A 23,087-nucleotide genomic window follows, 5' to 3' on the forward strand; every position below is an offset into this window, starting at 1 on the left:
CGCGCATCGTCGCCTCTATTTTGTGGAGAACCGTGTGAATATCTGTATCACGCCCGACGTCAGCGTCGGCAATGACTTGCCCTTCGTCCTGTTCGGCGGACTCAACGTGGTCGAAAGCCTGGACTTCACGCTCGAGGTCTGCAATGCGTTCGTCGAGGTGACGCGTCGTCTCGGCATTCCGCTGGTGTTCAAGGCGTCCTTCGACAAGGCCAACCGCTCGTCGATCCACTCGTATCGAGGCCTTGGCTTCGACGAGGGGCTCAAGGTCCTCGACGAAGTCAAGCGCCGGTTCCGCGTGCCGGTGATCACCGACGTGCACGAGGTGTGGCAGGCCGTGCCGGTGTCACAGGTGGCCGACGTGCTGCAGGTGCCGGCGTTTCTCGCGCGCCAGACCGACCTCGTGGTCGCGATCGCGCGGACCGGCAATGCCGTCAACATCAAGAAGCCGCAGTTCATGAGCCCGACGCAGATCGGGCATGTCGTGTCGAAGTGCCGAGAGGCCGGCAATGAGAAGCTGATCCTCTGCGAGCGTGGCACCTCGTTCGGTTACGACAACCTCGTCGTCGACATGCTGGGTTTTCGCCAGATGCGCGATTCGACGGGCGATTGTCCGGTGATCTTCGACGTCACGCACAGTCTCCAGATGCGCGATCCGCACGGTGCCGCATCGGGCGGCCGGCGCCGCCAGGTGCTCGATCTCGCGCGCGCCGGGATGGCGCTCGGGCTGGCGGGGTTGTTCCTCGAGGCGCATCCGGATCCCGACAGGGCGCGCTGCGACGGACCGAGCGCATTGCCGCTCGCGCTTCTCGATGCGTTCCTGCAGCAGGTGAAGGCGGTCGACGACCTGGTCAAGCGGCTCGCGCCGCTCGAGATTCGATGAGCGGCGCGATGTATCGGGGGACGGTGAGCCTGGTGCTGTTCGACGTCGATGGCGTGCTGACCGACGGCCTGCTCCACGTGACGGCCGACGGGGAGTTCATGAAGAGCTTTCACGTGCACGATGGCGTCGCGATCGCGCTGCTACGCGCACATGGGATTCGCAGCGGCGTCCTGTCGGGCAGGCACAGCGACGCGTTGGCTTGGAGGGCGCGGCAGCTGGGCGTCGACGTGGTCGTGACCGGCTGCGTCGACAAGGATGTCGGTTATGCGGATATCAAGGCGCGATATCGAATCGAGGATCACGAGGTCGCGTATGTCGGCGATGACGTGAATGACCTGCCTGTCATCGAGCGTGTCGGCGTATCGTATGCGCCAGCCGATGCGCATCGGCTGGTGCGCGCGCGTGTCGACCATGTCGCGCGCACGGCCGGCGGCCGCGGCGTCGCGCGCGAGGTGGCGGAGCATCTGCTTGGGGGCGCCGGGCTCTCGCTCGATGACGCGTACCGACCTTTGCTCGCGCAATGGAGCGGCCATGCCATCGTTCAATAGCGGCCGGACGGCGCGCGTCGTGATTCCGGCTCGCTACGGCTCGACGCGGCTTCCCGGCAAGCCGCTCGTCGATCTGAACGGCGAGCCGATGATCGTCCGCGTCCATGCGCGCGTGCGCCAAGCGCTGCCGGATGCCGACATCGTGGTTGCGATCGACGACGCGCGCGTGGCCGATGTGCTGGCCGCTCGCGGCATCCGTTTCGCCATGACGGATCCCGGTCATGCATCCGGCACCGATCGCGCCGCGGAGGTCGCGCGTGAATTCGGCTGGCTCGACAGCGGCGTATTGCTTAACGTGCAGGGCGACGAACCGCTCGTGCCGATCGCGCTTCTGAAGGCGTTTTCCGATTTTTGCCTTGCGGCGCCGGAACTCGGTGTCGCGACGGTGGCATGCCCGATCGGCGATATCGCGCTGCTCGACGAGCCGAGCATCGTCAAGCTCGTCGTCGATCAGCTTGGCCGGGCGCTGTACTTCTCGCGAGCGGCCATACCCTTCTGTCGCGACGGCCGGCCGACCCAGGCGGCCGGTCCCGAGGGCGGAGCATTGATCCGCCATGTCGGCCTCTATGCCTATTCGAACGCTGCCTTGCAGACACTGGCGAGCGCCGCGCCATGCGAGCTGGAGCAACTGGAGAAGCTGGAGCAGTTGCGCGCGCTCTGGCTGGGCATGCGGATCGACGTGATGCGCTGGCCCGACGCGCCGCCCGCCGGCGTCGATACATCCGACGACGTGGCCCGTGTCGTCTCCCTTCTCAAACGACAAGTTCATGACGAGACAGAACCATCTTGAATCCGCGCGGCAGGTCTTCGATATCGAGTCGAGGGCATTGGCCGGCGTGGCCGCCCGTCTCGACGCGAGTTTCGAGCAGGCAGTCGAGCTCATCCTGGCGTCGAACGGCCGCGTTGTCGTATGCGGGATGGGAAAGTCCGGCATCGTCGGCAGGAAGATTGCCGCGACGCTGTCGAGCACCGGTACGCCCGCCTTCTTCATGCACCCTGGCGAGGCTTACCACGGGGACCTGGGCATGGTGACGCCGGGTGACGTGTTTCTCGCGATTTCCAATTCCGGCGAGACCGACGAGGTGATCAAGCTGATTCCATTCCTGCGCGGCAATGGAAACGTGCTGATCGCGCTGACCGGCAACTCCGCGTCGACGCTTGCACGCGCCGCGCGCGTTCACCTGGATGTCGGCGTGGAACGCGAGGCCTGCCCGCTGCAGCTCGCGCCGACCGCTTCGACCACGGCGACGCTCGCGATGGGCGATGCGCTGGCGGTGACGTTGATGCGCGCGCGGGGCTTCCAGCCGGAACACTTCGCACGCTTCCATCCGGGGGGCTCGCTCGGCCGCCGGCTGCTGTGCACGGTCGACGATGAAATGGCTCGCGAGAACCTGCCGTTCGTGAACGAGGACACCCCGACGCTGGACGTGCTGGATGCGATGACGCACGGCCGGCTCGGGCTTGCGATAGTGAGGCGCGTGCCGGGCTGGGGCATCGTGACCGACGGCGATATTCGTCGGGCGATCGAGCGGCATGGCGATGCTGTGTTGCGGCGCACGGCGGCGGACATGATGTCCATCGCCCCGTCCACCGTGCGGCCCGGCACGCGGATCGAGGATGCCCTGCTGCTGATGCAGCAGCAGGGCATCGGTGCCTTGCTGGTGATCGATGGCTGCGAGGTCGTCGGTGTGTTCAAGAAATAGGCGGGCTCGATGCCCACGCACCTCGCCATGCACCCGCGAGTCGCGCCTGGGGCCGGCGAGGCTTACTGCAGGTTTTGCGTCAGGGCCTGGCTGTCGGTGTTTTGACGGAACTGGCGCACACGCAGGAAGGTGATGAAATTCGAGTCGTGCTGGCTCGCCGCGCCGCCTTCCTGGTCGTCGAACGCGACGCGCAGCACGGCGATGATGTCGCTGCCGTCGAACTGCCAGTCGGCGTACTGGAAGCCGTGTCGCTTCATGTCCTCGTGCTGCAGCAGGATGCGGTGCGCGGTCCACTGCCGTAGATCGGGCGATGACAGCAGAACCAGCGTGTTGCGGATGCGCTCGAGATTGACGCGCCCGGCACTGTCTGGCACCGCGTTCGTGATGGTCCAGTATCGCTTCGATTGCGGGTCGAAGCGGATCGTGAATTTCTTCCCGGCACCGGGCAGGTCGACAAAATCGCGCGCCGGGTCGAACGACAGGGTGCGGCCTTCGTCGCGGGTCGCTACCAGCGCGGCCTTTTCCCGGCCGTTCGCGGTGTTCACCCGCAGCATGACGACGGGAGTGTCGTGCTGCCGGCCCACCATGTTGCCTTCTTCCCACGACAGGAACTTGCCGTCCAGCCAGCGTTTGTCCGACGGCAGATGCGCGGACACACGCCAGTTGCGCGCATCGAGCAGATCACGATCGAGGGGTGCGGACATCACCAGCGCACGCAGGTCGCCGTCCTCGACGCTTTCGTATGCGCGCCAGACGCGCCCGTGATCGACGAGTACGGGAACCGGTCCGGTGATGAAGCGCCCCGCTCGGGACAGCAGCCCGGTGGACGCGTCGGCCGGCGTGGTCCAGGATGCGCCGCCGTTGTCGGACCGGCGAATCGACGGCGTGCCCATCGCGCGGTTGGTGCCCATCAGGTAGAGGGCGCCGTTCAGCACGAACAGCGACGACCAGTATTGGTCCGGCACGTCGCCGAGTCTCGACCAGGTCAAGCCTTTGTCGCGCGACCTGAACACCGAAACCCGGTCTTGCGGCGCCGCCGGGCCGAACGTGTCGAAGCTGGCGACATAGTCGCCGTTCGGTAGCACGGCCAGCGACGGGGAGCCGAGGTACACACGCGTGGCGGCCGGGCTGTGCGCGATGACCTCGCCGGGCGGTGCGGGTACGGGGGCGGCGTGCGCGGCCATCGCGGCGTAGTTCATGCACAGCGCCGCGATAAGCGCCTGTTTTGCCGCGCGCCATGTCGAGGCGGCTCGGATCGATGTCATGTGAGCTGCGCGAGCGGGGTGCGCCCGGATGGATGGACGACGGGGCGGGCGAGGGCGCGCCGACGAGGCTCGCTCTGCTCGGCCAGCACGAGGAACAGCAGGATGGTGAGCCAGAGCATGCCATAAAGCACGTGATACTTGAACAGCAGGATCGGCAGCAGGTAGAGCAGGTATTTACGTCGGCCCTTGCGGCGAAACAGGGCGAGCAGCGTGCCGAAGAACACGACGCAACCCAGCACGCCGCTGGCGAACACCAGGTAGATGTAGAACGAACTGTCTCGCACCTGATAGCCGCGCAGGTGAGTCTTCCCGACGTTGTTGCGCTCGTCCCAGAACAGGCCGCCACCGAACACGTTCGCGACGGCGTCGCGCTCGGTCAGCTCGGTCAACACCAGCGTACGACTGCCGACCGAATCGTAGTCGACGGATTGGTTGACCCGTTGGTCATAGACGCTGTAGAGCCAGGGTACGCACGCCAGCGCGACGGCCAGGACGGCGAGCCGGGTCCGCAGCCGCCCGCGCCCGGCGAGCATGTGCAGTCCACAGAGCGCCGCGCAGACCGCCATCGATGCCACCGAGAAACTGAGCAAGGCGGTGGCGAAGCCGACGATGGGCGCGAGCGTGATGCGTCGCTGCGACAGCAGGAGCAGCACCGCGCCCGGCACGACCGTCATCGCATAAAACGACGGTTCGGAATACAGGCCCAGCGCGCGGATGGAAATCAAGCTGTCGCTCAGCGCCTTGGTCGCATAGAGTGCCTCGGAATCGGCTTCGCGGACATAGCTGTCGAAGTCGATGAAGGTGCCGGTCCCGAGGTAATAAACGAGCTGGAAGGTGAAGAAGGCGGCGTGAATGTAGATGAGCGCGCGGCATGCCGTGTCGAGCGAATGCCGCGTGAGCGCGCCGGCCGCGAACATCCAGTAGCTCAGCGCGATATACGCCTGGATCAGCACGAATTTGATGAAGAAGTTGACGTAGAAATCGCCAAATGCCGACAGGATGAAGGCGAGGGAGATGCTGGCCAGCCAGTATGCACAAGCCGGAAACAGGTGTCGCTGGTGGTTCATCAGCGTCGGTGCGCGCAGGAAGGCGAGCGTGCAGAGCAGGAAATACGCGGCAAAGGTTGCGCGCACGCTGAAGGCGTTGAGCGAGAAAAACACCACGCTGGCGGAAAAGAGCAAGGTCGACATGCATGCGCCCGATCGGAGACTGCGGATTCACTGCGTGCAGGCGGTTCCGGCACCGCGCGGCGAGAAGCCGTGCCGCGCGGGCAAGGTGCCTGGCGGGCAGGGCTGGCTTGCGCGCCGTCGCGCAAGCGGAACCGCTTGGTCGCTTTCGAGGAAGCGGTTCCGAGGAACGAGCATAGTGGCCCGAAAGGCCGGGCGAGGGGGGCTGTCTGATCAGGATGGTATTCCGTCGTTTCCGGCAGGGTCGGCGCCGCGCAGCGGCGCGGGATAGCCGCTCGACCCATGCCGAATCGCGCCGAGCGGCTTTGCGATGTGTGCTCGTGCGCGACGGCGGCGCTCAGGGCGGCAGTGCGAAGCGCCCGCACAGGAACGGCGAATACAGCTCGATCGCCGCCTGAATCGGTGCGTGACGACCGTAGGCGAGGGCCGATACCGCCAACAGCGAACCCGCGACCAGCGTGCGATTCCGGGCATTCAGGCGCGGCGCTCCATGCCGCGATGTGAAGGCCAGCGCAATCGCCGAGCCGACCAGCCAGCCAGCGATGACTTCCGACGGTGTGTGCGCGCCGTCGATCACGCGTGAAATACCGATCAGCGCGCCGAGCCCCAGCCCGAGCGACACGCTGGCCCCCGATCGTGCATCACCGTTCAGCGCGAGCACGCAAGCCATCGGCCACACCGCGGACGCGAGCATCGTGTGCCCGCTGATCACGCGGAAATCGATCGAGCGAATCTGGACCCCGCAGCCCGCGTACAGCATCTTGGTGACGCCAACCAAGACCATTCCAGCCGCGAGCATCAGCGCCCACGTGATCGCCTGATCCCGCCCGGTGGCCGAACGCGTCAACCACGCGAGGCAAACGACGGCCAGAGGCAAGGTCATCGCCGCGTCGCCGAGGTCGCTGACCATGCTCCACGTCATCGGGTTCATGCCGACTTCCCGGTTAAACGGCCGGTTGCAGCGCCATCCGCGCGGCGAGATAGTCTTCGAAATCCGCAGCCAATTCGGGATGCCGCAGCGCGAACTCGACCGTCGCCTTCAGGTATCCGAGCTTGCTGCCGCAATCGAAGCGCGTTCCTTCGTAGCGGTGGGCGAGTACCTGCTCGTGGGCGAGCAGCGACTGGATCGCGTCGGTCAATTGCAGTTCGCCGCCGGAACCGGGCCGCAGCGCGCGTAGATGCTCGAACACCTTCGGCTTCAGTACGTAGCGGCCCACCACGCCCAGATTGGACGGTGCCTTGGCCGGCTCCGGCTTCTCGACGATCCCCGACAGCTTGAACAGGTTGTCCTCCCAGCGCTTGCCCTCGATCACGCCGTACGAGCTCGATGCCTCGGGCGCGATTTCCTCCACGCCGATTACCGACGCGTGATAGTGATCGAACACCTCGATCATCTGGCGCAATACGGGTGTGGGGCCGTCGAGGAGGTCGTCGGCCAGCATGACCGCGAAAGGTTGGTTGCCGACCAGCTTTTCCGCGCACAGCACCGCATGACCGAGTCCCAATGCCTCCGCCTGGCGCACGTAGAAGCAATCGACATGACTCGGCTTGATGCTGCGAACCAGCGACAGCAGCTTTTCCTTCCCGCGCGCTTCGAGCTCCGCCTCGATTTCGTAGGATTTGTCGAAGTGATCCTCGATGGCGCGCTTGCTGCGACCGGTCACGAAAATCATCTCCGTGATACCCGCGTTGATCGCTTCCTCGACCGCATATTGAACCAGCGGCTTGTCCACGACCGGCAGCATTTCCTTCGGGCTGGCCTTGGTGGCGGGCAGGAATCGCGTGCCGAGGCCGGCGACCGGAAATACGGCTTTTGTCACTTTCAACATGGTTTTCGGACTCCATCCGTTCAGAGTAGGACATCGACATTTCGGAGGAGAGGCGACGATGCGGTTGTCGCTGGCCGATGCCGCGCCGCTCGCGCTTATGGTTCTGCACCCCGTCCGAAAATCGTACGGAGGTATCGGTTTCGGGGAGTGACCGAATCTAGGCTCAATCCGACAGTGGTAAATCGCTGATCACCAATCGCCATCGCCAGTGCCGCGAATGTCGGATGCCGTCTAGGAATTGTCGGCATGACGCCGATCGCGTGCCATAGACTCGGGCATTCAATACAGGACGGTCAGACCGGCGCCGCGCGCAAGGTCGCCGTCGGCTCGGGAGCAATCATGAACGGTCAGGGCGATATCGTCGACGCAATCACGGCATTCAACCGCGCGTACCTCTTGCTCGCACAGCGCATATTGCGCACCGACCGCGAACAGGGCAAGCGTCAACTGGGTGTCACGGACGAGGTTGCCGCGTGGATCGTCGCCATGACGCCGGAGCAGATCGACGAGCACGCGGCCTCCACCGAGCTGTGTTGCGAAATCCGCGTCGAGAATATTCCTGGACGAGGGTGATCCGTTTCCGGTTTTCCCTGGGTGGGTGCTTCGCACGTCGTTCAGGGAATCGCATCCCTGCCATCTTGCTGTCGACGTATCTGTTCCGTCCTTTGACACTTCATGAAACATGGAGAGGCCGCATGTCCGGTTATCGCGAATTGAAGGCACAAGCCGACGAATTGATGAAGCGCGTCGAGGAAGCCCGGCTCGCCGAACTCGAGACTGTCATTCATGAGGTTCGTGCCCGGGTGGCCGAATACGGCCTGACGTCCGGACAGATATTCGGCCCGCACCGCGCTTCGAAGGCGATGCGGCGAAAGCGTGCCTCGATGCCCCGGTATCGCGATCCCGAGACCGGCGCGACATGGAGTGGCCGTGGTCGCGAGCCTCGCTGGATCAAGGGCGGTCGTCGCGAACTTTTCCTGATCGAGGCCAGCACCGGCTGAACGCGTGGCCGCGTAATGGGAGGCGGCGGAATACAGTCGTCGCCGCATGGGCAGACCTGCATGAACGCATGTGCATGGCGCACCGCGCGAGCACGTCGTCTCGCTGCATCTTGGCGATATATGACCCGTCAGTTCAACTCAGCTTGTTTGCCCTCGCTATACACGTTGCATGTCGCCATGCCGGGTGATCCGGGCCTTCGTGCATATTTCATCTCGGCTATGGCCAATAGCCGTTCGACAATACCTGCCTTCGGGTCGGCACGAGGCTCGATAGCGGGAGTTTGAAGAATTCATATCGGGCAATTGAAAGACGAGATCGTGCTGAACATTCCCACGCGCCTGAATGGCCGCTTGCACGCGGGCAAGCCGTGCGTTCCGAGGGGAGATGCCGAAATCCCTTCCGCTGTTCCCTGCCGGTTTTGACAGGTCATGAAGCCTAAACCGTTCAGCGGCTACCGTATCGCGCAGCGTCACCGGATCAATTATTTTCCATGCGCGTCAACTTTTTGACCGACATAGAATCGCGCCTGTCGTATTCATTGATGAATGGCATTTCGATCGAATTTCGACTGGTGGAGAAGGGCGCTGGATGCCGAAACCATGCGAGCCGAGGCCAATTCCGGCATTGCATAGGGTGCGTGGCAAATCGACGGGGCCGGTACATTTCGATCATCGAAAAAGAAATTCAAAGATTTTCGTCGCGTGCCGTAAACAAGCTGGAGAGATAGTGCTCGGGGCCTCCAATTTCTTCTGCCGCTCGATCCTCGTATCCGTGCCATGGCACCTGCGATCGCGCGACTTACCGAATGCTTCATTCGGTTTTTGGGAAAAGGAACGCACTATTGAAAATAGCGTCCTTTTGCAAGGAAACGTATCGTGAAGATTTCCGACCTGAAAATCGGGGTTCGCTTGAGCGCGGCATTCGGCATCGTGGTTGCGCTGCTGATCGGCACCACACTGCTGGGCGTGCGCAATATCGAGTCGAGCGTGGTCAGAATGAACGGCATTGTCAGCCAACGTTATTCGCTGATCGCATCGAGCACCCAGATCAAGAACAACGGCTACAAGGCCAGCGGCATCCTCAGCAACCTGCTGTTGGCGACCAATGCGGACCAGGCGAAAAAGTATATGGACGACTATGCCGTCATCCGCAAATTGAACGCCGACACTTACGCGAAATTCGAAAAACAACTGACCGACGAACAGAGCAAGGCGCTGTTCAGAAGCCAATTCCAGGCACGCAGCGACTATGGCCAGAGCGTCAAGAAATTCTTCAGCCTGATCGCCGCCAACAACCAGGAAGCCGCTCGCGACGTCTACCAGGGCGAGATGGCGCGCCTGCAGGACGATTACTACACGCTGGTCGACAAGATGGTGGACTTCCAGGCCGGCGAGATGAGCGCCGACGTTGACAAGGCGACCGCCGAGGGCCGTCGGGCCAAGTTGCAGATGGGGATCCTCGCGCTCTGCGCATTGCTGATCTCGGTGTTCACGGCATGGTTCATCACGCGCAGCATCACCCGCCCGATCCGTAGCGCGGTCGTGCTGGCCGAGGCCGTGGCCGGCGGCGACCTCACCCACCGCCTGGACACCACCGGCAAGGACGAGGTTTCGCGCCTGCTCGCGGCACTGGGCAAGATGACCGACAGCCTCAACGTCATCGTGGGAAGCGTGCGTACCGGCACCCACGCCATCACGCTCGCCTCGCAGGAGGTGGCGAGCGGCAACATGGATCTGTCCACCCGCACGGAGCAGCAGGCGAGCGCCCTCGAACAGACCGCCGCCGCGATGGAGCAGCTCACCTCGACAGTCAAGCAGAACGCGAGCAACGCGCAGCAGGCCAACCAGATCGCCGGCGATGCGTCGGCGGTAGCGGTGCGAGGTGGCGAGGCGGTAGACCGCGTGGTGGACACCATGAACACGATCAACGCGTCCTCGCGCAAGGTGGTGGAGATCATCAGCGTGATCGAAGGCATTGCGTTCCAGACCAATATCCTCGCCCTGAACGCAGCCGTGGAAGCCGCGCGCGCCGGCGAGAACGGCCGTGGCTTCGCGGTGGTGGCAGGCGAGGTGCGTAGCCTTGCGCAACGCAGCGCGGTGGCAGCCAAGGAGATCAAGGCCTTGATCGACGAGTCGGTCGACCAGGTGGACACGGGCACCGGCATCGTCGAGCAGGCGGGCGACACGATCCGGCAGGTCGTCAAGAGCATCACGGCCGTGTCGTCGATCGTCAACGAGATGAGCGCGTCGAGCCTGGAGCAGAGCGACGGCATCGAGCAGATCAACCACGCCATCACGCAGATGGACCAGGTCACGCAGGAAAACGCGGCCCTCGTCGAGGAAAGCGCGGCGGCCGCCCAGGCGCTGCGCAACCAGGCCGACGCGCTGGCCAGCACCGTTGCCGCGTTCCGGCTCGACGGCGATGCGCACCGCACCGGTGGCCTGGTGCCTCGCCCCACCCGACACGCATCCAGCATGCCCCTGCTCTCCGCCACCTGAGGGGGCCATGAATCGGAGGTGACCGACACATCAAGGACGGAGACACGAGCCGTATGCGTACGGGTCGATGACGTATGACGGAGCGCCTATACAAGACACGCAGGCGCTCCGGCCGGATCGCGATCCGTTGGTATGCTCATCCCCGTGGCCGTGATCCGTGAGTTGGCGGGGAGTGCGCGTACCGGAGTCCGGATGGCGAGATTCGATTAACCGATTCTGTCCATACAGGCACTCGTCATGTTTAGTCGATATCCCGAATACGCTACCCCTGTCGGTTTCGCCCGCGCCGAGGTGCGGGACGCCTCGCGGAGCGCCAAGCCTTTGTTGATCGGCCGCTTCATCGACGCGCACCGCCATGCCGGCTTCCGCGTGGCCGACATCGATCCGTTGCGGCTCGCCGCCTGCCCCGATGTGCCCGAGCTCGACCCGGGCTTCCATGGGCTCGCCCCCGATGAACCGCTCGACACGCCGCTCGTCGGCTTCGAGACGGCTCGCACGGTCGGCGAGTTGGCGCGGCGCCTCAAGCAGATCTACTGCGGCGCGCTCGCGCTCGACTGCAGCGGCGTGCGCGACGAGACGCGACGACGCTGGTTGTTCGGAAGGATGGAGTCGACCGCATCGAATCCGGTGCCGTCGCTCGGGCAGCGACACGCCGTGCTCGGCCAACTGTTGGCGGCCGAAACGTGGGAGCGCGTGGTGGCCGAACGGTTCGCCGACGCCAAGCGCTTTTCGCTCGAAGGTTGCGAAAGCCTGATCCCGCTGTTGGCCGCTGTGATCGACAACGCCGGCCGCCACGGCATCGTCCGGCTGTTCCTCGGCATGCCGCATCGCGGCCGGCTCAACGCGCTCGTGAACGTGATGGATGCGAGCGCGGCGGACGTCCTCGCCCGACTCGATCCCGATTCGGACATCGCCGCCACGCAAACCGACCTGCCGTATCACCTCGGCGCAACCACGCGCAAGCGTACCCCGCACGGCGCGGTCACCGTGCAGTTGGCTCACAACCCATCCCATCTGCAAAGCGTCTACCCGGTGGTGGTCGGCATGGCGCGTGCCTGGCAGGACGCGCATGGCGAGGCCGGCTGCCTGCCCGTGGTGGTGCACGGCGATGCCGCGTTCGCCGGGCAGGGCGTCGTGACCGAGACGCTCAACCTCGCGCGCCATGCCGGTTACTCGCCCTCCGGCACCCTTCATGTGATCGTCAACAACCAGATCGGGTTCACCACGCCGAACCGGATGGACGCTGCGGCACATGTCTACTGCACCGACGTGGCGCGCGGCGTGGACGCGCCCGTCTTGCGCGTGAACGCCGATCGGCCGGACGAGGTACTGCGCGCCGTGGCGGTCGCGCTGGACTACCGGATGATCTTCCGGGCCGATATCCTGATCGACTTGATCGGCTACCGTCGCCTCGGCCATTCGGAGCACGACACCCCGACGCTCACGCAACCGGCGCTACAGGCGGTGATCGGCGTGCACCCGGGCGTGGTCGACCTGTACCACGCGTCGGTCGGCGGCACTGCGCCGCTGGACGGGCTGCGGCGGGCGGCCCTGCAGGTGTTGCTGCACGGACATGCCGGCACGCCGGATTCGGCGCGGCACGCGAGCAAGGAGGCCGACACCACGACGACACCGTTCGCCGAACTGTCGCTCGAGCGGCTGCGCAGGTTGACCGACGCGCTCACATGCGTGCCGCCCGGCGTGCGGATCCACGAGTTCATCGCAAGGATGACGGCCCGCTGGCGCGACACGGTCGCTGACGAAGCCGGCCGCGTGGACTGGAGCTTCGCCGAGAACCTCGCCTACGCGTGCTTGCTCGACGACGGCTTCGGTGTGCGGCTCTCGGGCATGGACGTCGGGCGCGGCACCTTCATGCACCGGCAGGCCGTGTGGCACTTCCAGGACGGCGGCGATCGCGTCGGCGAGATGCACGTGCCGCTCGGCGCGCTATCGGCCGGCCAGGGACGCTTCGACATCGTGAATTCGCCCTTGACCGAGGAGGCGGTGCTCGGCTTCGAGTATGGCTACAGCCTGGCGGCACCCGAGGTGCTCACGATCTGGGAGGCGCAATTCGGTGATTTCGTGAACGGCGCCCAGGTTTTCGTCGACCAGTACATCGCGGCCGGCGAGCACAAGTGGGGCTGTCGATCGCGACTGACCGTGCTGCTGCCGCACGGGCACGAGGGCGTGGGGCCGGAGCACTCGAACGGCTACCTCGGGCGTTTCCTGCAGCTGTGCGCGGACGAGAACATGCGCGTGGTGTGCCCATCCACGTCGGCGCAGTGGTTCCACCTGCTGCGAGGACAGGCCGCCGCGCGCCAGCCGAAACCGCTCATCGTCATGTCTCCGAAATCTCAGCTGTACGGTGACGCGCGCTCGCATTCGGCCATGCCGTCGCTGCTGGAAGGCGCGTTCGCCACCGTGATCCAGGACGATTCGGTAACCGATGCGATGCGCGTGAGGAAGGTCGTGTTGTCGAGCGGCAAGTTCCATTACGCGCTGCGCGACGCCCGCGACGCCGCCGGCGACACGAGCATCGCGCTGGTGCGCGTCGAGCAACTGTACCCGTTTCCGCGACTGGAGCTGGCATGCGTGCTCGGGACCTTCGGCAATCTCGAGGAAGTCGTCTGGGCGCAGGAGGAGGACGTGAACCAGGGGGCCTGGCGGTTCGTGCGTGACGAACTGGAAGCGGTGCTGCCCAGTGGTTGCCGGCTGACGGCGGTGTGCCGGGCGGCGAGCGCCTCGGGCGCGCATTCGTCGGTGCGTGCGCATCAGGCCGAGCAGCGCCGGCTGGTGGCAAGCGCGCTGGGCGAACTCGTGCCACCGACAGGAGGGCATGCCGGCGCCGAGGCGTCGCGCGTCGGCGCTGTGGAGCATGTCGAGGCGGCCGCGGCATGAGATAGCCGAGCGTGCGTGGGCAGGCCGCCGCGCGCGATGCGGCGGCCGGGCGCCCTGCACCCTATGCTCCGTCATACGCTCGCCGAGCGTAAGGCCCGGGCCCGGCCGCGTCGGCACGGTCATGCGGCCGTCGCGCGTTTCGGGCGTCTCGTTGAACAGCGTTTCGAGCCATTCGAAATGCCCGATCCTGGGCTCGCGCGAGCGCCCCGACAAAATCTAAAATAAGACGGAGTACCCATCATTTCAGGGCCGTGAGGCATTTTCGTGGAAGGAGGCTGCATGGATCTGTTCGATATCGTGCAGGCGCAGATGGAAACCGTGAAGCTGCCGCTCTATGCGGTGACCGTTTCCGCCGTGGCGCAGGTCAATACTCCCCTCGTCGCCATCCTGCACTGGCACGGATTTCGCCGAGCCACCCCGCTCGTATTGCCTGGTGTCGACATTCCGGCGCGGCCGGTGCCGGGCTCGGCGATCCAGATCGGCGCGCCGTGGCACAGCTTCGAGGCGGTCGATATGGCGCTGCTCGATGCCGCCTGGCGCCTGGGCGCGTGGGAGGTGGAACGCATCGAGCGGCGCGCCTGCAACGTGATCGGCGCGTCTGGCGCGGAGGCGCTTGCCTGCCGCCGCGCATTCGGCGACTACGGGGAAGGCGCGCCGACGGCCGAGCGTCTGCTCGACGGCGCGCCGGATCGCGAGGGGCTCATGCATTTGGCGGCGCGCCGAGGCTACCTGCGTTGGCTGTTCCGCCCGGTCAAGGGCGGCGTGCTTCGCGCGCTGGACGAACCGGACGACTCGCTGGACGCCGACGGCGGCCGCACGTCGCCCTGTCCGGTGGTGCCCAACCCGCGCGCGCGTGGCGTTCCGGGCCGAATCGTGTACCGGTTGGGATCGGTGAGACACATCCTGCTGCGCTGAAACTTTTTGTTACACATTCGGGCGACACCCGCCTCTTGAAGCGTGTGCGCTCCGCCTCTATTTCGCATTCCGCCGAACATGGCACGGCCGGCGCGTCGCGCGAAGCACCTGCTTGCGCCCCGACGCGCGGCCGGATTCCCTTTGGTTATCTATCTATCGCTCAGGAGATGGAAATGCAGATTCGTCCCCTCTACGACCGGGTGATCGTCAAGCGAATCGAACAGCAGCGCACGACGGCTTCCGGCATCGTCATCCCAGACTCCGCCGCAGAAAAACCCGAACAAGGCGAGGTGATCGCCGTCGGCAGTGGCCGGCTGCTGCAGGATGGCACGCAGCGCGCGCTCCAACTGAAAGTCGGTGATCAGGTCATCTTCGGCAAGTATTCCGGCCAGACCGTCAAGGTCGATGGCGAGGAACTGCTCGTCATGCGCGAAGAAGACGTGATGGGCGTGCTCGAAGCGGGCCAGGATGTCGCCCGCCAGGCCGCCTGACATCGTTCGTGTCGCGGACAGCGTCCTCATTTTCTTTTCGCCGGGCTGTTCGCGACGTGTTGAGTCAACGACTTTTCCCGGAGCAACGACATGAGTGCAAAAGACGTGAAATTCCATGACAGCGCCCGCGCCCGCATCGTCAAGGGCGTGAACGTGCTGGCCGACGCCGTGAAGGTGACCCTCGGTCCGAAGGGCCGCAACGTGCTGATCGAACGTGGTTTCGGTGCGCCGACGATCACGAAGGACGGCGTGTCCGTCGCGAAGGAAATCGAACTGAAGGATCGCTTCGAGAACATGGGCGCCCAGGTGGTCAAGCAGGTCGCCTCGAAGACGGCCGACGTGGCCGGTGACGGGACCACGACGGCTACGGTGCTCGCGCAGGCGATCGTGCAGGAGGGCATGAAGCATGTCGCCGCCGGCATGAACCCGATGGACCTGAAGCGCGGTATCGACAAGGCGGTGGGTGCCGTGCTCGACGAACTGCGCAAGCTGTCCAAGCCGATCTCGACCAACAAGGAAATCGCTCAGGTGGGTTCGATCTCGGCCAACTCGGACGAGGCGATCGGCAAGATCATCGCCGACGCGATGGAGAAGGTCGGCAAGGAAGGCGTGATCACCGTGGAGGATGGCAAGTCGCTCGACAACGAGCTCGATGTCGTCGAGGGCATGCAGTTCGACCGGGGCTATCTGAGTCCGTACTTCATCAACGATCCGGAAAAGCAGGCCGCCTACCTCGACGATGCGCTGATCCTGCTGCACGACAAGAAGATCTCCGCGATTCGCGACCTGCTGCCGATTCTCGAAGCGGCAGCCAAGGCCGGCAAGCCGCTGCTGATCGTGGCCGAGGATATCGAGGGCGAAGCGCTCGCCACGCTGGTGGTGAACGCGATGCGCGGCATCCTGAAGGTGGCGGCCGTCAAGGCGCCGGGCTTCGGCGACCGCCGCAAGGCCATGCTCGAGGATATCGCCATCCTCACCGGGGCCACGGTGATCGCGGAAGAAACCGGCAAGCAGCTCGAAAAGGCGACGCTCGAGGACCTGGGGCGAGCCAAGCGTGTCGAGATCCGCAAGGAAGACACGATCATCATCGACGGAGCGGGCGAGGCCAAGCGCATCGAGGCTCGGGTCAAGCAGATCCGCGCGCAGATCGAGGACACCACCTCCGACTACGACCGGGAGAAGCTGCAGGAGCGGGTTGCGAAACTCGCGGGCGGCGTCGCGGTCATCAAGGTCGGTGCCGCGACCGAGGTCGAGATGAAGGAGAAGAAGGACCGCGTCGACGACGCGCTGCACGCCACTCGCGCGGCCGTCGAGGAGGGCATCGTACCGGGCGGTGGGGTGGCGCTGCTGCGCGCGCGTGCCGGGCTGTCTTCCCTGAAGGGCGCCAACGCCGAGCAGGACGCGGGCATTCAGATCGTGCTGCGCGCGCTGGAAGCGCCGCTGCGCGTCATTGCCTCGAACGCGGGCGACGAACCGTCGGTGGTGATTGCCAAGGTGCTCGAAGGCAAGGGCAATTTCGGCTATGACGCTGCCAGCGGCGAATACGGCGACCTGGTGGAAACCGGCGTGGTCGATCCGACCAAGGTGACGCGAACCGCGCTGCAGAACGCGGCATCGATCGCGGGCCTGATCCTGACCACGGACGCCACCGTCGCCGAAGCGCCGAAAGACGAAAAGCCGGTGCCCGCGACCGCGCCTGAAATGGACTATTGATCGGAGATCCGGCCCGGTCTTCCGCGATGGATGGCCGGGCCGGGGCGCTTGTTCGGCAGCCAGGTTGCCGCCAGCCTTCGATACGGCTTCTCTATGTCGGGCGGACACGATTTGGTGGGATACAGGCCGGTCTCCCCCCAAAAAAAGTCGTTCATGATCAAGCCGCCTTGTCGCCTCGCGCGTCCCACGACCTTAGGGGTATTGGCGAATGGGGCGAGGGTTGCGGCCTTGCTCGTCGGTGGCCGTGGCGTCTCTCGTCGGCTGTGACGGCCCTGAGCCTGCCGAGGTGCCCGCCCGTGTCCTGGACTTAAGCACCATTGAAGCAATGACGAGTTCGACCGTGCACATGCTCTATCCCTCCCACCAAGCCGTTCTGGACGGTTTGCGCCACGTTTGCCTGCGCCAGGTGGTGCGACACCGGCATGACGCCATCGTGGATACGCTGGCTCGCTGGGGTTTTGTGATGTGGGTGCGCCAGCCGATCCGGCGCTCGCAATTGGAGGGCTCCCCACTATCTGGCGGCGTGCCGGTCCCGGAATACGTCGCCGAATTGACCGATAACGGCCGTGGCTGCCTGGACTGGCTTGCTGCTCTGGAACGGACACGATGGTGGGACGTGTTGCGTATGAAACCGTATCCATTTCCGCGCGGCTCGCGCACCGACCTGTCACCGGACCCAGGCCCAATGCAAGGGCATTCGCCGGCGGTAGCGTGAGCTATCCCTGCGCAGAGCGCCGGTCGCGCCTTATCGGACTGGCTCTGCTTTCGTTGGGAGGCGGGGCTGCGCGTCGACACGACACGCGACCTTGGGCCAACACGCGGGCGCCTGTCTGAATCGGGGCCGATCCACCACCGCGTACGCCCCGCGCCTGGCGAGTATCTGCTGCGTTGGCGAAATGCCGTTGCCGCTTGCCGGTGATCGGCATCGTTCCCGATTTCAGACATCCGACGACTCTTCCACCTCGCCCACGGCGACGGCCGTCTGTCCGTGGGTGATCCGGTTTTCCCCGGGACTATCGCGCCCGATCGGACCTCCCTCTCTCAAGTTTCGACTGGCTTGAAAATTTTCGGGCGGCAGTGTCACTTTTCCCGCTTTGTTGCACAAGGCAAATGAGGGCGTCCGACCGTTCGCGACGCTTGCCTCGTCCACGAAGGGAGAAACCGTGATCGATCATTTCGGTAATGCCGTTCCGGCATTCCTGCAGGAGGAAGCCGCGCCTTGGGGTAGGCAACCGCTTTGGCGCGTATCGGCACACCAGGTCCAACCCCGCCAGCGGGCACCAGGGACATCGCTGTCGCGTGGGGCGCCCCTGGAATTCCGCGCGTAGGCAATCAAACCAATTCACGGATGCAGGTGCGTCACCGGTTCAACCATGACGCCAGCCTCGATCGCGTTGTCGCGGTCATGTTCGCCACCGCGTTCTAAAGGATTATTTTATATGTGCAATATTCATGGTTTGTTAATAAGCCTTCTCCAGGTGCGAGAGATATTGCTTGCTCCGATTCGTTCGATTCTCAACGAGTTTGCGCTGACGGAACAGCAATGGCGGATTATTTCCGCCCTTGCGAACGACGATACGGTCGGGCTCGGCCCTGGGCAAATCGCGAAGCAGTGCTGCATCCTTCACCCCAGCCTCACGGGCATACTGAGTAGATTGGAGCGGGATGGCGTCGTTACGCGAGAAATTTCGAATATCGATTCGCGAAGGCAGCTGATTAAATTGACGGCGCGCGGCAGGAGGCTATTCTTGACAATCAATGAGCGAATGGAGGTGCGATATCGCTTGGTCGAGGAGGTATATGGACATGAAAATCTGCAGAATGTATTGACTGCGCTTCATGGATTAAAGGATTAGGGAGCGCTTGATCTATGTTCAAAGGCGTCGGGACGCACACCGACGAGATCCCTCATGCACTCGCACCGGCATCGTCCTTCGGCGACGCCGGTGCGCGAAGCCGAGGTCGATACGGCGCCCAACCGATCTCTATCGTAGTTCAATATTCCTGGGGGGCCAGTTCAAAACCCCCTGAGGGGGATGTTGTGCGGGACACCTGAACAAAGGATGTCGAGTGCGGACGCGGCGACCACTGATGGCGACGACAAGGTGCAGGCGGCATGCGCGGCACGCGCGACCGAGACGGATCACGGCTGGGCGCCGAACAGCGATTCCAGGGGGTATTGCCGCTTGACGAATGGCGACTTGATGATCACGTAGCTGAAATACTTCGCAATGCCGATGTTCTGCTCGAGCAGCCCTTCCACGATGGTCTGGTAATGGCTCACGCTGCGCGTGATGAACTTCAGCAGGTAGTCGTAGCCGCCGCTGGCGAGATGGCACTCGACGATCTCGTCGACATTGCGGATCGCCGCGACGAAACGCTCGAAGTCCTCGCGGCGGTGGTCGGCCAGCGTGACCTCGGTGAACACCACCTGCACGTCGCCGAGCTTCTCGAGCTGGATATGCGCGCCGTAACCGCAGATATAGCCGGCCTTCTCGAGCCGTTTCACGCGAATCAGGCACGGGCTCGGCGACAACCCCACCGCATCGGCCAGTTCGACATTGCTCATGCGGCCTCGCTTCTGCAAGTGGGAGAGGATACGCAGGTCGATTCGATCCAGCTTGCTGTCCGTCATGGTCTTCGAGACGCCGATTAATGGAATGTCCGGTTACTTTAGAGGCGAACGGTTGTTGTTACAAGCCCGCCCGCCGCCCCGTTCAAGCGGGCTGCACGTGCGCGTCGTCGAGCGCGCGCAGCACGTCCGGCTCCGCCAGTACATCGTCGAGTGTCTTGCGCAAGCGCTCGAACAGCAGGTCGAACTCGCCGGCGGAAAAGCTCAAGGCGGGGGCGAAGCCGAGCACGCCGTCGCCGAACGCGCGAAACACCAGGCCGTTGGCGTAAGCGGCCGCCGCGATCCTGTCGGGGAGCCCCAGCAGCGGATCGAAGCGCGTCTTGCCCGCCTTGCTCGACACCAGTTCGAGCGCACCGAGCAGGCCGATCGAGCGCGCGTCGCCGACCAGCGGATGCGCGCGCAGCGCGTCGAGTCCCGCCGCGAAACGCGGTGCCATGGCCTGGCCGTTCGCGAGCAGGCCGCCTTCGTGATAGAGCTTCAGCACCTCGAGGGCGATGGCCGCGCTGACCGGATGCGCGGAATAGGTATGGCCATGGCCGACCACGGCCGACTCGCCGTGGCTGCCGGCGAGTCCCTCGTAGATTTCATCAGACATGAGCACCGCGCCCATCGGCGCATAGCCGGCGGTCAGGCCCTTCGCGACGGTCATCAGGTCCGGCTCCACGCCTTCGGCCTCGCAGGCGAACAGCGGGCCGGTGCGCCCGAAACCGGTGATCACCTCGTCGGCGACGAACAGGATGCCCAGGCGCCGGCATGCGTCGCGCATCGCCTTCAGCCACCCGGGCGGCGGCACGATCACGCCGCCCGAGCCCTGCACGGGCTCGCAGAAGAAGGCCGCGACCCGGTCCGCGCCGAGTTCGGCCACCTTGGTTTCCAGCGCGTTCACCGACGCGTCGATCAGCGCCTGCGGATCGTCGCCGAGCGGATGGCGATAGGGGTAGGGCGACGCAATGTGGTGCTGCTCCGCTCGCGGCACGTCGAAATGACGATGGAAGGCGGGTAGCGCGGTCAAGCCCGCGCCGAGCGACGAGGAGCCGTGATAGCCGCGCTCCAGCGCGATCATGTGCTTCTTCGAGGGGCGGCCGGTGGCGTTGAAGTAATGCGTGATGAAACGCAGGGCGGAGTCGATCGCGTCCGAGCCGCCGAGCGTGAAGTACACCCGCGTGAGCGAAGCGGGGGCGAGCGCGGTGAGCCGCTCGGCCAGTTCGATGGCGGGCTGCGAGCCGAAATGGAAGTAGCCGGTGGCATAGGGCAGCTTCGCCATCTGTTCGGCCGCGGCCTTCACGATGCTGTCGCGGCCATAGCCGACGTTCACGCACCACAAGCCCGAGAAGGCGTCCAGCAGCGTATGGCCTTGCGCGTCGCGCAGGAACACGCCGTCCGCGGATTCGAGCACGGTGACGCCGCGCGCCTCGTGCGCCCGGTAGTTGACGACAGGGTGGATCAGATGTTGACGATCGGCTTCGATCAGCGCGGCGTGGTTCATGGCGGGGCGGACTCTCGTCGGGTGTCAGGGGTGAAACCATGCTACCGGGCGAGAAATGCGCGTGTCGCTTCAATTCGAGCGCGCAAACGCACGGGCAAGGCGTTTGCGCGCGGCACTTCGGCATCTTCTGCTGCCGGCCTCGTTGGCCGCTTGCCGGTCGGGTCAATAGCCGCGCGCGCGATCGACGAGGCCGATCATCGGCTGCCCGGCGCGGTGCCGCGCGAGGTTCGCCAGCACCGCGTCGACCGCCGTGTCGGGTCGCGTCGCGCTCGCGATATGCGGGGTGAGCCGGATGCGCGGATGCGTCCAGAACGGATGGCCCGCCGGCAGGGGTTCGGGATCCGTCACGTCGAGGATCGCGCTGTCGAGCCGGCCGCTGTCGAGCGCCGCGAGCAGCGCGGCCGCGTCGAGCTGCGGCCCGCGCCCGACCTGAACCAGCGAGGCGCCCGCCGGCAGCGCGTCGAACACGCGCTGGCCGAGCAGGCCGCGGGTGTCGTCGGTCAAGGGCAGCAGGCAGATCAGGATATCGGTGCGGGCGAGGAACGTGTCGAGCGAGGCCTCGCCCGCGTAGCACTCGATGTGGTCCAGCGCGCGCGGCGTGCGGCTCCAGCCCGCGCACGGGAAACCGAAGCGGCGCAGCATGTCGAGCACGGCCTGGCCCAGGGTGCCGAGCCCGAGCACGCCGATGCGTGTCTCGGCCGCCGCGCGCACCGGCTTCTCGCGCCATACCTGCGCACCTTGCTGCGCGGCGTAGTCGAACAGGTCGCGATGAATGCTCAGCACGGCTTGCGTCACGTACTGGACCATGCCCTCGACGATGCCGGGCTCGATCATGCGCACGATGGGAATATGCGCGGGCACGCGCGACAGGTCGAACTGGTCGATGCCGGCGCCCACGGAGAACACGATCTCGAGATTCGGCAGCAGCGCGAGCGGGTCCTCCGGCGGCTGCCAGGCGGCAAGATAGCGGACCGATTCCGGATCGCCGATATCCGGCCAGATCCGGAAGGGGAGTTCGGGGGCCAACGTCGCGAAGCGCCGTGCCCATTGCGCGCCCCGCACCGGATCGGCCTTGTACAGGAAGCTCATCGTCGTGCCGCTCAGCCGAGTGCCTGGTTCACGATCCCGAACGTGCGCAGTGCCGACTCGCGCGTCGGTGTCGCGCCGCGGGTCATGGCGAGCACGGTGTCGACGCGCGGCAGCCCGAGCCCCTCCAGCCAGTCCGACAAGCCGCTGTCTCCGGGCACGTCGAGCCTCACGAACATGCCCTCGTGCAGCGCCAGCCAGTGGCTGATCAATGCTTGCGCGCGAAGCGCGTCCGGCGCCACCACCGGGCCGATCGCATGGCCGCGGCCGAAACGGCGAAACAAGGCGAAGCCGAGCAGCTCGCCATCACGATCGAGCGCGATGCCGTTTGCTACACCCAGCAGGGCCTCGATCACCGCGTCGCGTCGGTAGCCGGCTGCCCGTGACGCGAGCGCGGCGAGCCGCGGCCCGTCGTTCGCGCCGAGCGGGCGCAGGCGCTCGCCGGACGGCAGCGATATCAGCGGCGGCCGAAAGGCGGCGCCCTGGTGCTGGTCGATCGTGCCGGTCGCGGTGAAGCCGAACTTCGCGTAGAGCGGCTCGCCGGCCGGCGTGGCATGCAGGAAAATGGTCCGTGTGCCCAGGCTGTCGACCACGCGGCTGAACAGCTCGCGCCCGATACCGCGGCCCTGCTGTTCGGGCGACACGATGACCATGCCGAGCGACGCATGCGAGGCGTCGTAGGTCCAGCCCAGCGCGGTACCGACGATGCCGTTCTCGCTCTCGGCGACGAAGCCGGCGCCGAGTTGGTACACGAAGCGCCAGTCGTCGAGGCGGTGAGGCCATTTGACTGCCTCCGACAGTTGATGCGCGGCGGGCAGGTCGGTTTCGGTCAAGCTGCGATAGATGAGCGTGCTTGAAGAAGGGTGATCGGTCACGCTGGACTCCGAAGCGTTGGAAGATGTCCTCCCCACTTTGCCAGCGCGTCCGCGGCCAGGATAGGACGATTCGCCTGTT

At 65.2% G+C, this 23,087-nt stretch carries 21 protein-coding genes; 13 read left to right on the top strand and 8 right to left on the bottom strand.

Annotated features, from left to right (window positions below; genetic code table 11):
• The first annotated feature begins 34 nt into the window (after positions 1 to 34).
• Genes kdsA through FB600_RS25660 form a run of 4 tightly spaced genes read left to right on the top strand, consistent with a single transcriptional unit; the run spans position 35 to position 3,131 of the window.
• Positions 35 to 880, top strand: a complete 846-nt coding sequence (kdsA, locus tag FB600_RS25645; protein WP_145757591.1) for a 3-deoxy-8-phosphooctulonate synthase — start codon at positions 35 to 37, stop codon at positions 878 to 880.
• Entirely contained in the window at positions 877 to 1,428 is a 552-nt protein-coding gene (locus FB600_RS25650) for a KdsC family phosphatase (RefSeq protein WP_145757590.1), read from the top strand. Before kdsA ends, FB600_RS25650 begins: the two co-directional genes overlap by 4 nt.
• Positions 1,412 to 2,218: a 3-deoxy-manno-octulosonate cytidylyltransferase gene (gene kdsB / locus FB600_RS25655; RefSeq protein WP_145757589.1), complete on the top strand. Its 807-nt coding sequence runs from the start codon at positions 1,412 to 1,414 to the stop codon at positions 2,216 to 2,218. Before FB600_RS25650 ends, kdsB begins: the two co-directional genes overlap by 17 nt.
• Complete coding sequence (locus FB600_RS25660; protein ID WP_036040556.1) at positions 2,196 to 3,131, top strand: SIS domain-containing protein; 936 nt, start codon at positions 2,196 to 2,198, stop codon at positions 3,129 to 3,131. The genes kdsB and FB600_RS25660 overlap by 23 nt, the downstream gene beginning before the upstream one ends.
• 62 nt (positions 3,132 to 3,193) lie before the next feature.
• On the opposite strand, the gene FB600_RS25665 is transcribed toward FB600_RS25660, so the two are convergent.
• The 4 genes from FB600_RS25665 to galU form a co-directional block, all read right to left on the bottom strand.
• Complete coding sequence (locus FB600_RS25665; protein ID WP_244116450.1) at positions 3,194 to 4,330, bottom strand: sialidase family protein; 1,137 nt, start codon at positions 4,328 to 4,330, stop codon at positions 3,194 to 3,196.
• A 62-nt stretch (positions 4,331 to 4,392) separates the two neighbouring features.
• Positions 4,393 to 5,586 (bottom strand): hypothetical protein, encoded by a 1,194-nt coding sequence (locus tag FB600_RS25670; protein ID WP_145757587.1) that lies wholly within the window; start codon positions 5,584 to 5,586, stop codon positions 4,393 to 4,395.
• A gap of 334 nt (positions 5,587 to 5,920) precedes the next feature.
• Positions 5,921 to 6,514, bottom strand: coding sequence for a phosphatase PAP2 family protein (locus tag FB600_RS25675; RefSeq protein ID WP_145757586.1), 594 nt, complete (start codon positions 6,512 to 6,514; stop codon positions 5,921 to 5,923).
• A gap of 13 nt (positions 6,515 to 6,527) precedes the next feature.
• The gene (gene galU / locus FB600_RS25680; protein WP_145757585.1) at positions 6,528 to 7,412 is read right to left on the bottom strand and encodes a UTP--glucose-1-phosphate uridylyltransferase GalU; all 885 of its coding nucleotides are present in this window, start codon (positions 7,410 to 7,412) and stop codon (positions 6,528 to 6,530) included.
• Positions 7,413 to 7,658: 246 nt separating this feature from the next.
• Between galU and FB600_RS25685 the strand changes: the two genes are divergently transcribed.
• The 9 genes from FB600_RS25685 to hpaR all read left to right on the top strand — a co-directional run bounded on the left by FB600_RS25685 (position 7,659) and on the right by hpaR (position 18,785).
• Entirely contained in the window at positions 7,659 to 7,985 is a 327-nt protein-coding gene (locus FB600_RS25685; RefSeq protein WP_227742735.1) for a flagellar transcriptional regulator FlhD, read from the top strand.
• Positions 7,986 to 8,107: 122 nt separating this feature from the next.
• Complete coding sequence (locus FB600_RS25690) at positions 8,108 to 8,413, top strand: H-NS family nucleoid-associated regulatory protein (RefSeq protein WP_096752650.1); 306 nt, start codon at positions 8,108 to 8,110, stop codon at positions 8,411 to 8,413.
• An 876-nt stretch (positions 8,414 to 9,289) separates the two neighbouring features.
• Positions 9,290 to 10,912, top strand: a complete 1,623-nt coding sequence (locus tag FB600_RS25695; RefSeq protein WP_098151749.1) for a methyl-accepting chemotaxis protein — start codon at positions 9,290 to 9,292, stop codon at positions 10,910 to 10,912.
• 237 nt (positions 10,913 to 11,149) lie between these two features.
• Positions 11,150 to 13,810, top strand: coding sequence for a 2-oxoglutarate dehydrogenase E1 component (locus tag FB600_RS25700; RefSeq protein ID WP_145757584.1), 2,661 nt, complete (start codon positions 11,150 to 11,152; stop codon positions 13,808 to 13,810).
• Positions 13,811 to 14,089: 279 nt separating this feature from the next.
• Entirely contained in the window at positions 14,090 to 14,725 is a 636-nt protein-coding gene (locus tag FB600_RS25710) for a diguanylate cyclase (RefSeq protein ID WP_098182616.1), read from the top strand.
• Positions 14,726 to 14,898: 173 nt separating this feature from the next.
• On the top strand, positions 14,899 to 15,216 hold the full coding sequence (gene groES / locus FB600_RS25715; RefSeq protein WP_013689591.1) for a co-chaperone GroES: 318 nt from the start codon (positions 14,899 to 14,901) through the stop codon (positions 15,214 to 15,216).
• A gap of 90 nt (positions 15,217 to 15,306) precedes the next feature.
• Positions 15,307 to 16,929, top strand: a complete 1,623-nt coding sequence (gene groL, locus FB600_RS25720; RefSeq protein WP_036054076.1) for a chaperonin GroEL — start codon at positions 15,307 to 15,309, stop codon at positions 16,927 to 16,929.
• A gap of 346 nt (positions 16,930 to 17,275) precedes the next feature.
• On the top strand, positions 17,276 to 17,644 hold the full coding sequence (locus tag FB600_RS25725) for a hypothetical protein (RefSeq protein WP_127837744.1): 369 nt from the start codon (positions 17,276 to 17,278) through the stop codon (positions 17,642 to 17,644).
• 724 nt (positions 17,645 to 18,368) lie between these two features.
• Positions 18,369 to 18,785, top strand: a complete 417-nt coding sequence (gene hpaR / locus FB600_RS25730) for a homoprotocatechuate degradation operon regulator HpaR (RefSeq protein ID WP_046580402.1) — start codon at positions 18,369 to 18,371, stop codon at positions 18,783 to 18,785.
• Between the two features lie 287 nt (positions 18,786 to 19,072).
• Here hpaR and FB600_RS25735 read toward each other — a convergent pair whose 3' ends face one another.
• From FB600_RS25735 to FB600_RS25750, 4 genes are all read right to left on the bottom strand, one after another.
• A complete protein-coding gene (locus tag FB600_RS25735; protein WP_013689600.1) occupies positions 19,073 to 19,564 on the bottom strand; it encodes an Lrp/AsnC family transcriptional regulator in 492 nt (163 codons plus the stop codon).
• 82 nt (positions 19,565 to 19,646) lie between these two features.
• Positions 19,647 to 21,047, bottom strand: coding sequence for an aspartate aminotransferase family protein (locus FB600_RS25740; RefSeq protein WP_145757583.1), 1,401 nt, complete (start codon positions 21,045 to 21,047; stop codon positions 19,647 to 19,649).
• 162 nt (positions 21,048 to 21,209) lie between these two features.
• A complete protein-coding gene (locus tag FB600_RS25745; protein WP_017917765.1) occupies positions 21,210 to 22,136 on the bottom strand; it encodes a 2-hydroxyacid dehydrogenase in 927 nt (308 codons plus the stop codon).
• A gap of 11 nt (positions 22,137 to 22,147) precedes the next feature.
• Positions 22,148 to 23,008 carry a GNAT family N-acetyltransferase gene (locus FB600_RS25750; RefSeq protein ID WP_046580399.1) on the bottom strand — a complete coding sequence of 287 codons (861 nt, stop codon included), beginning with the start codon at positions 23,006 to 23,008 and terminating at the stop codon, positions 22,148 to 22,150.
• Positions 23,009 to 23,087 lie beyond the last annotated feature (79 nt).

The sequence above is a fragment of the Burkholderia sp. SJZ089 genome, assembly GCF_007828315.1.
GTDB lineage: Bacteria > Pseudomonadota > Gammaproteobacteria > Burkholderiales > Burkholderiaceae > Burkholderia > Burkholderia gladioli.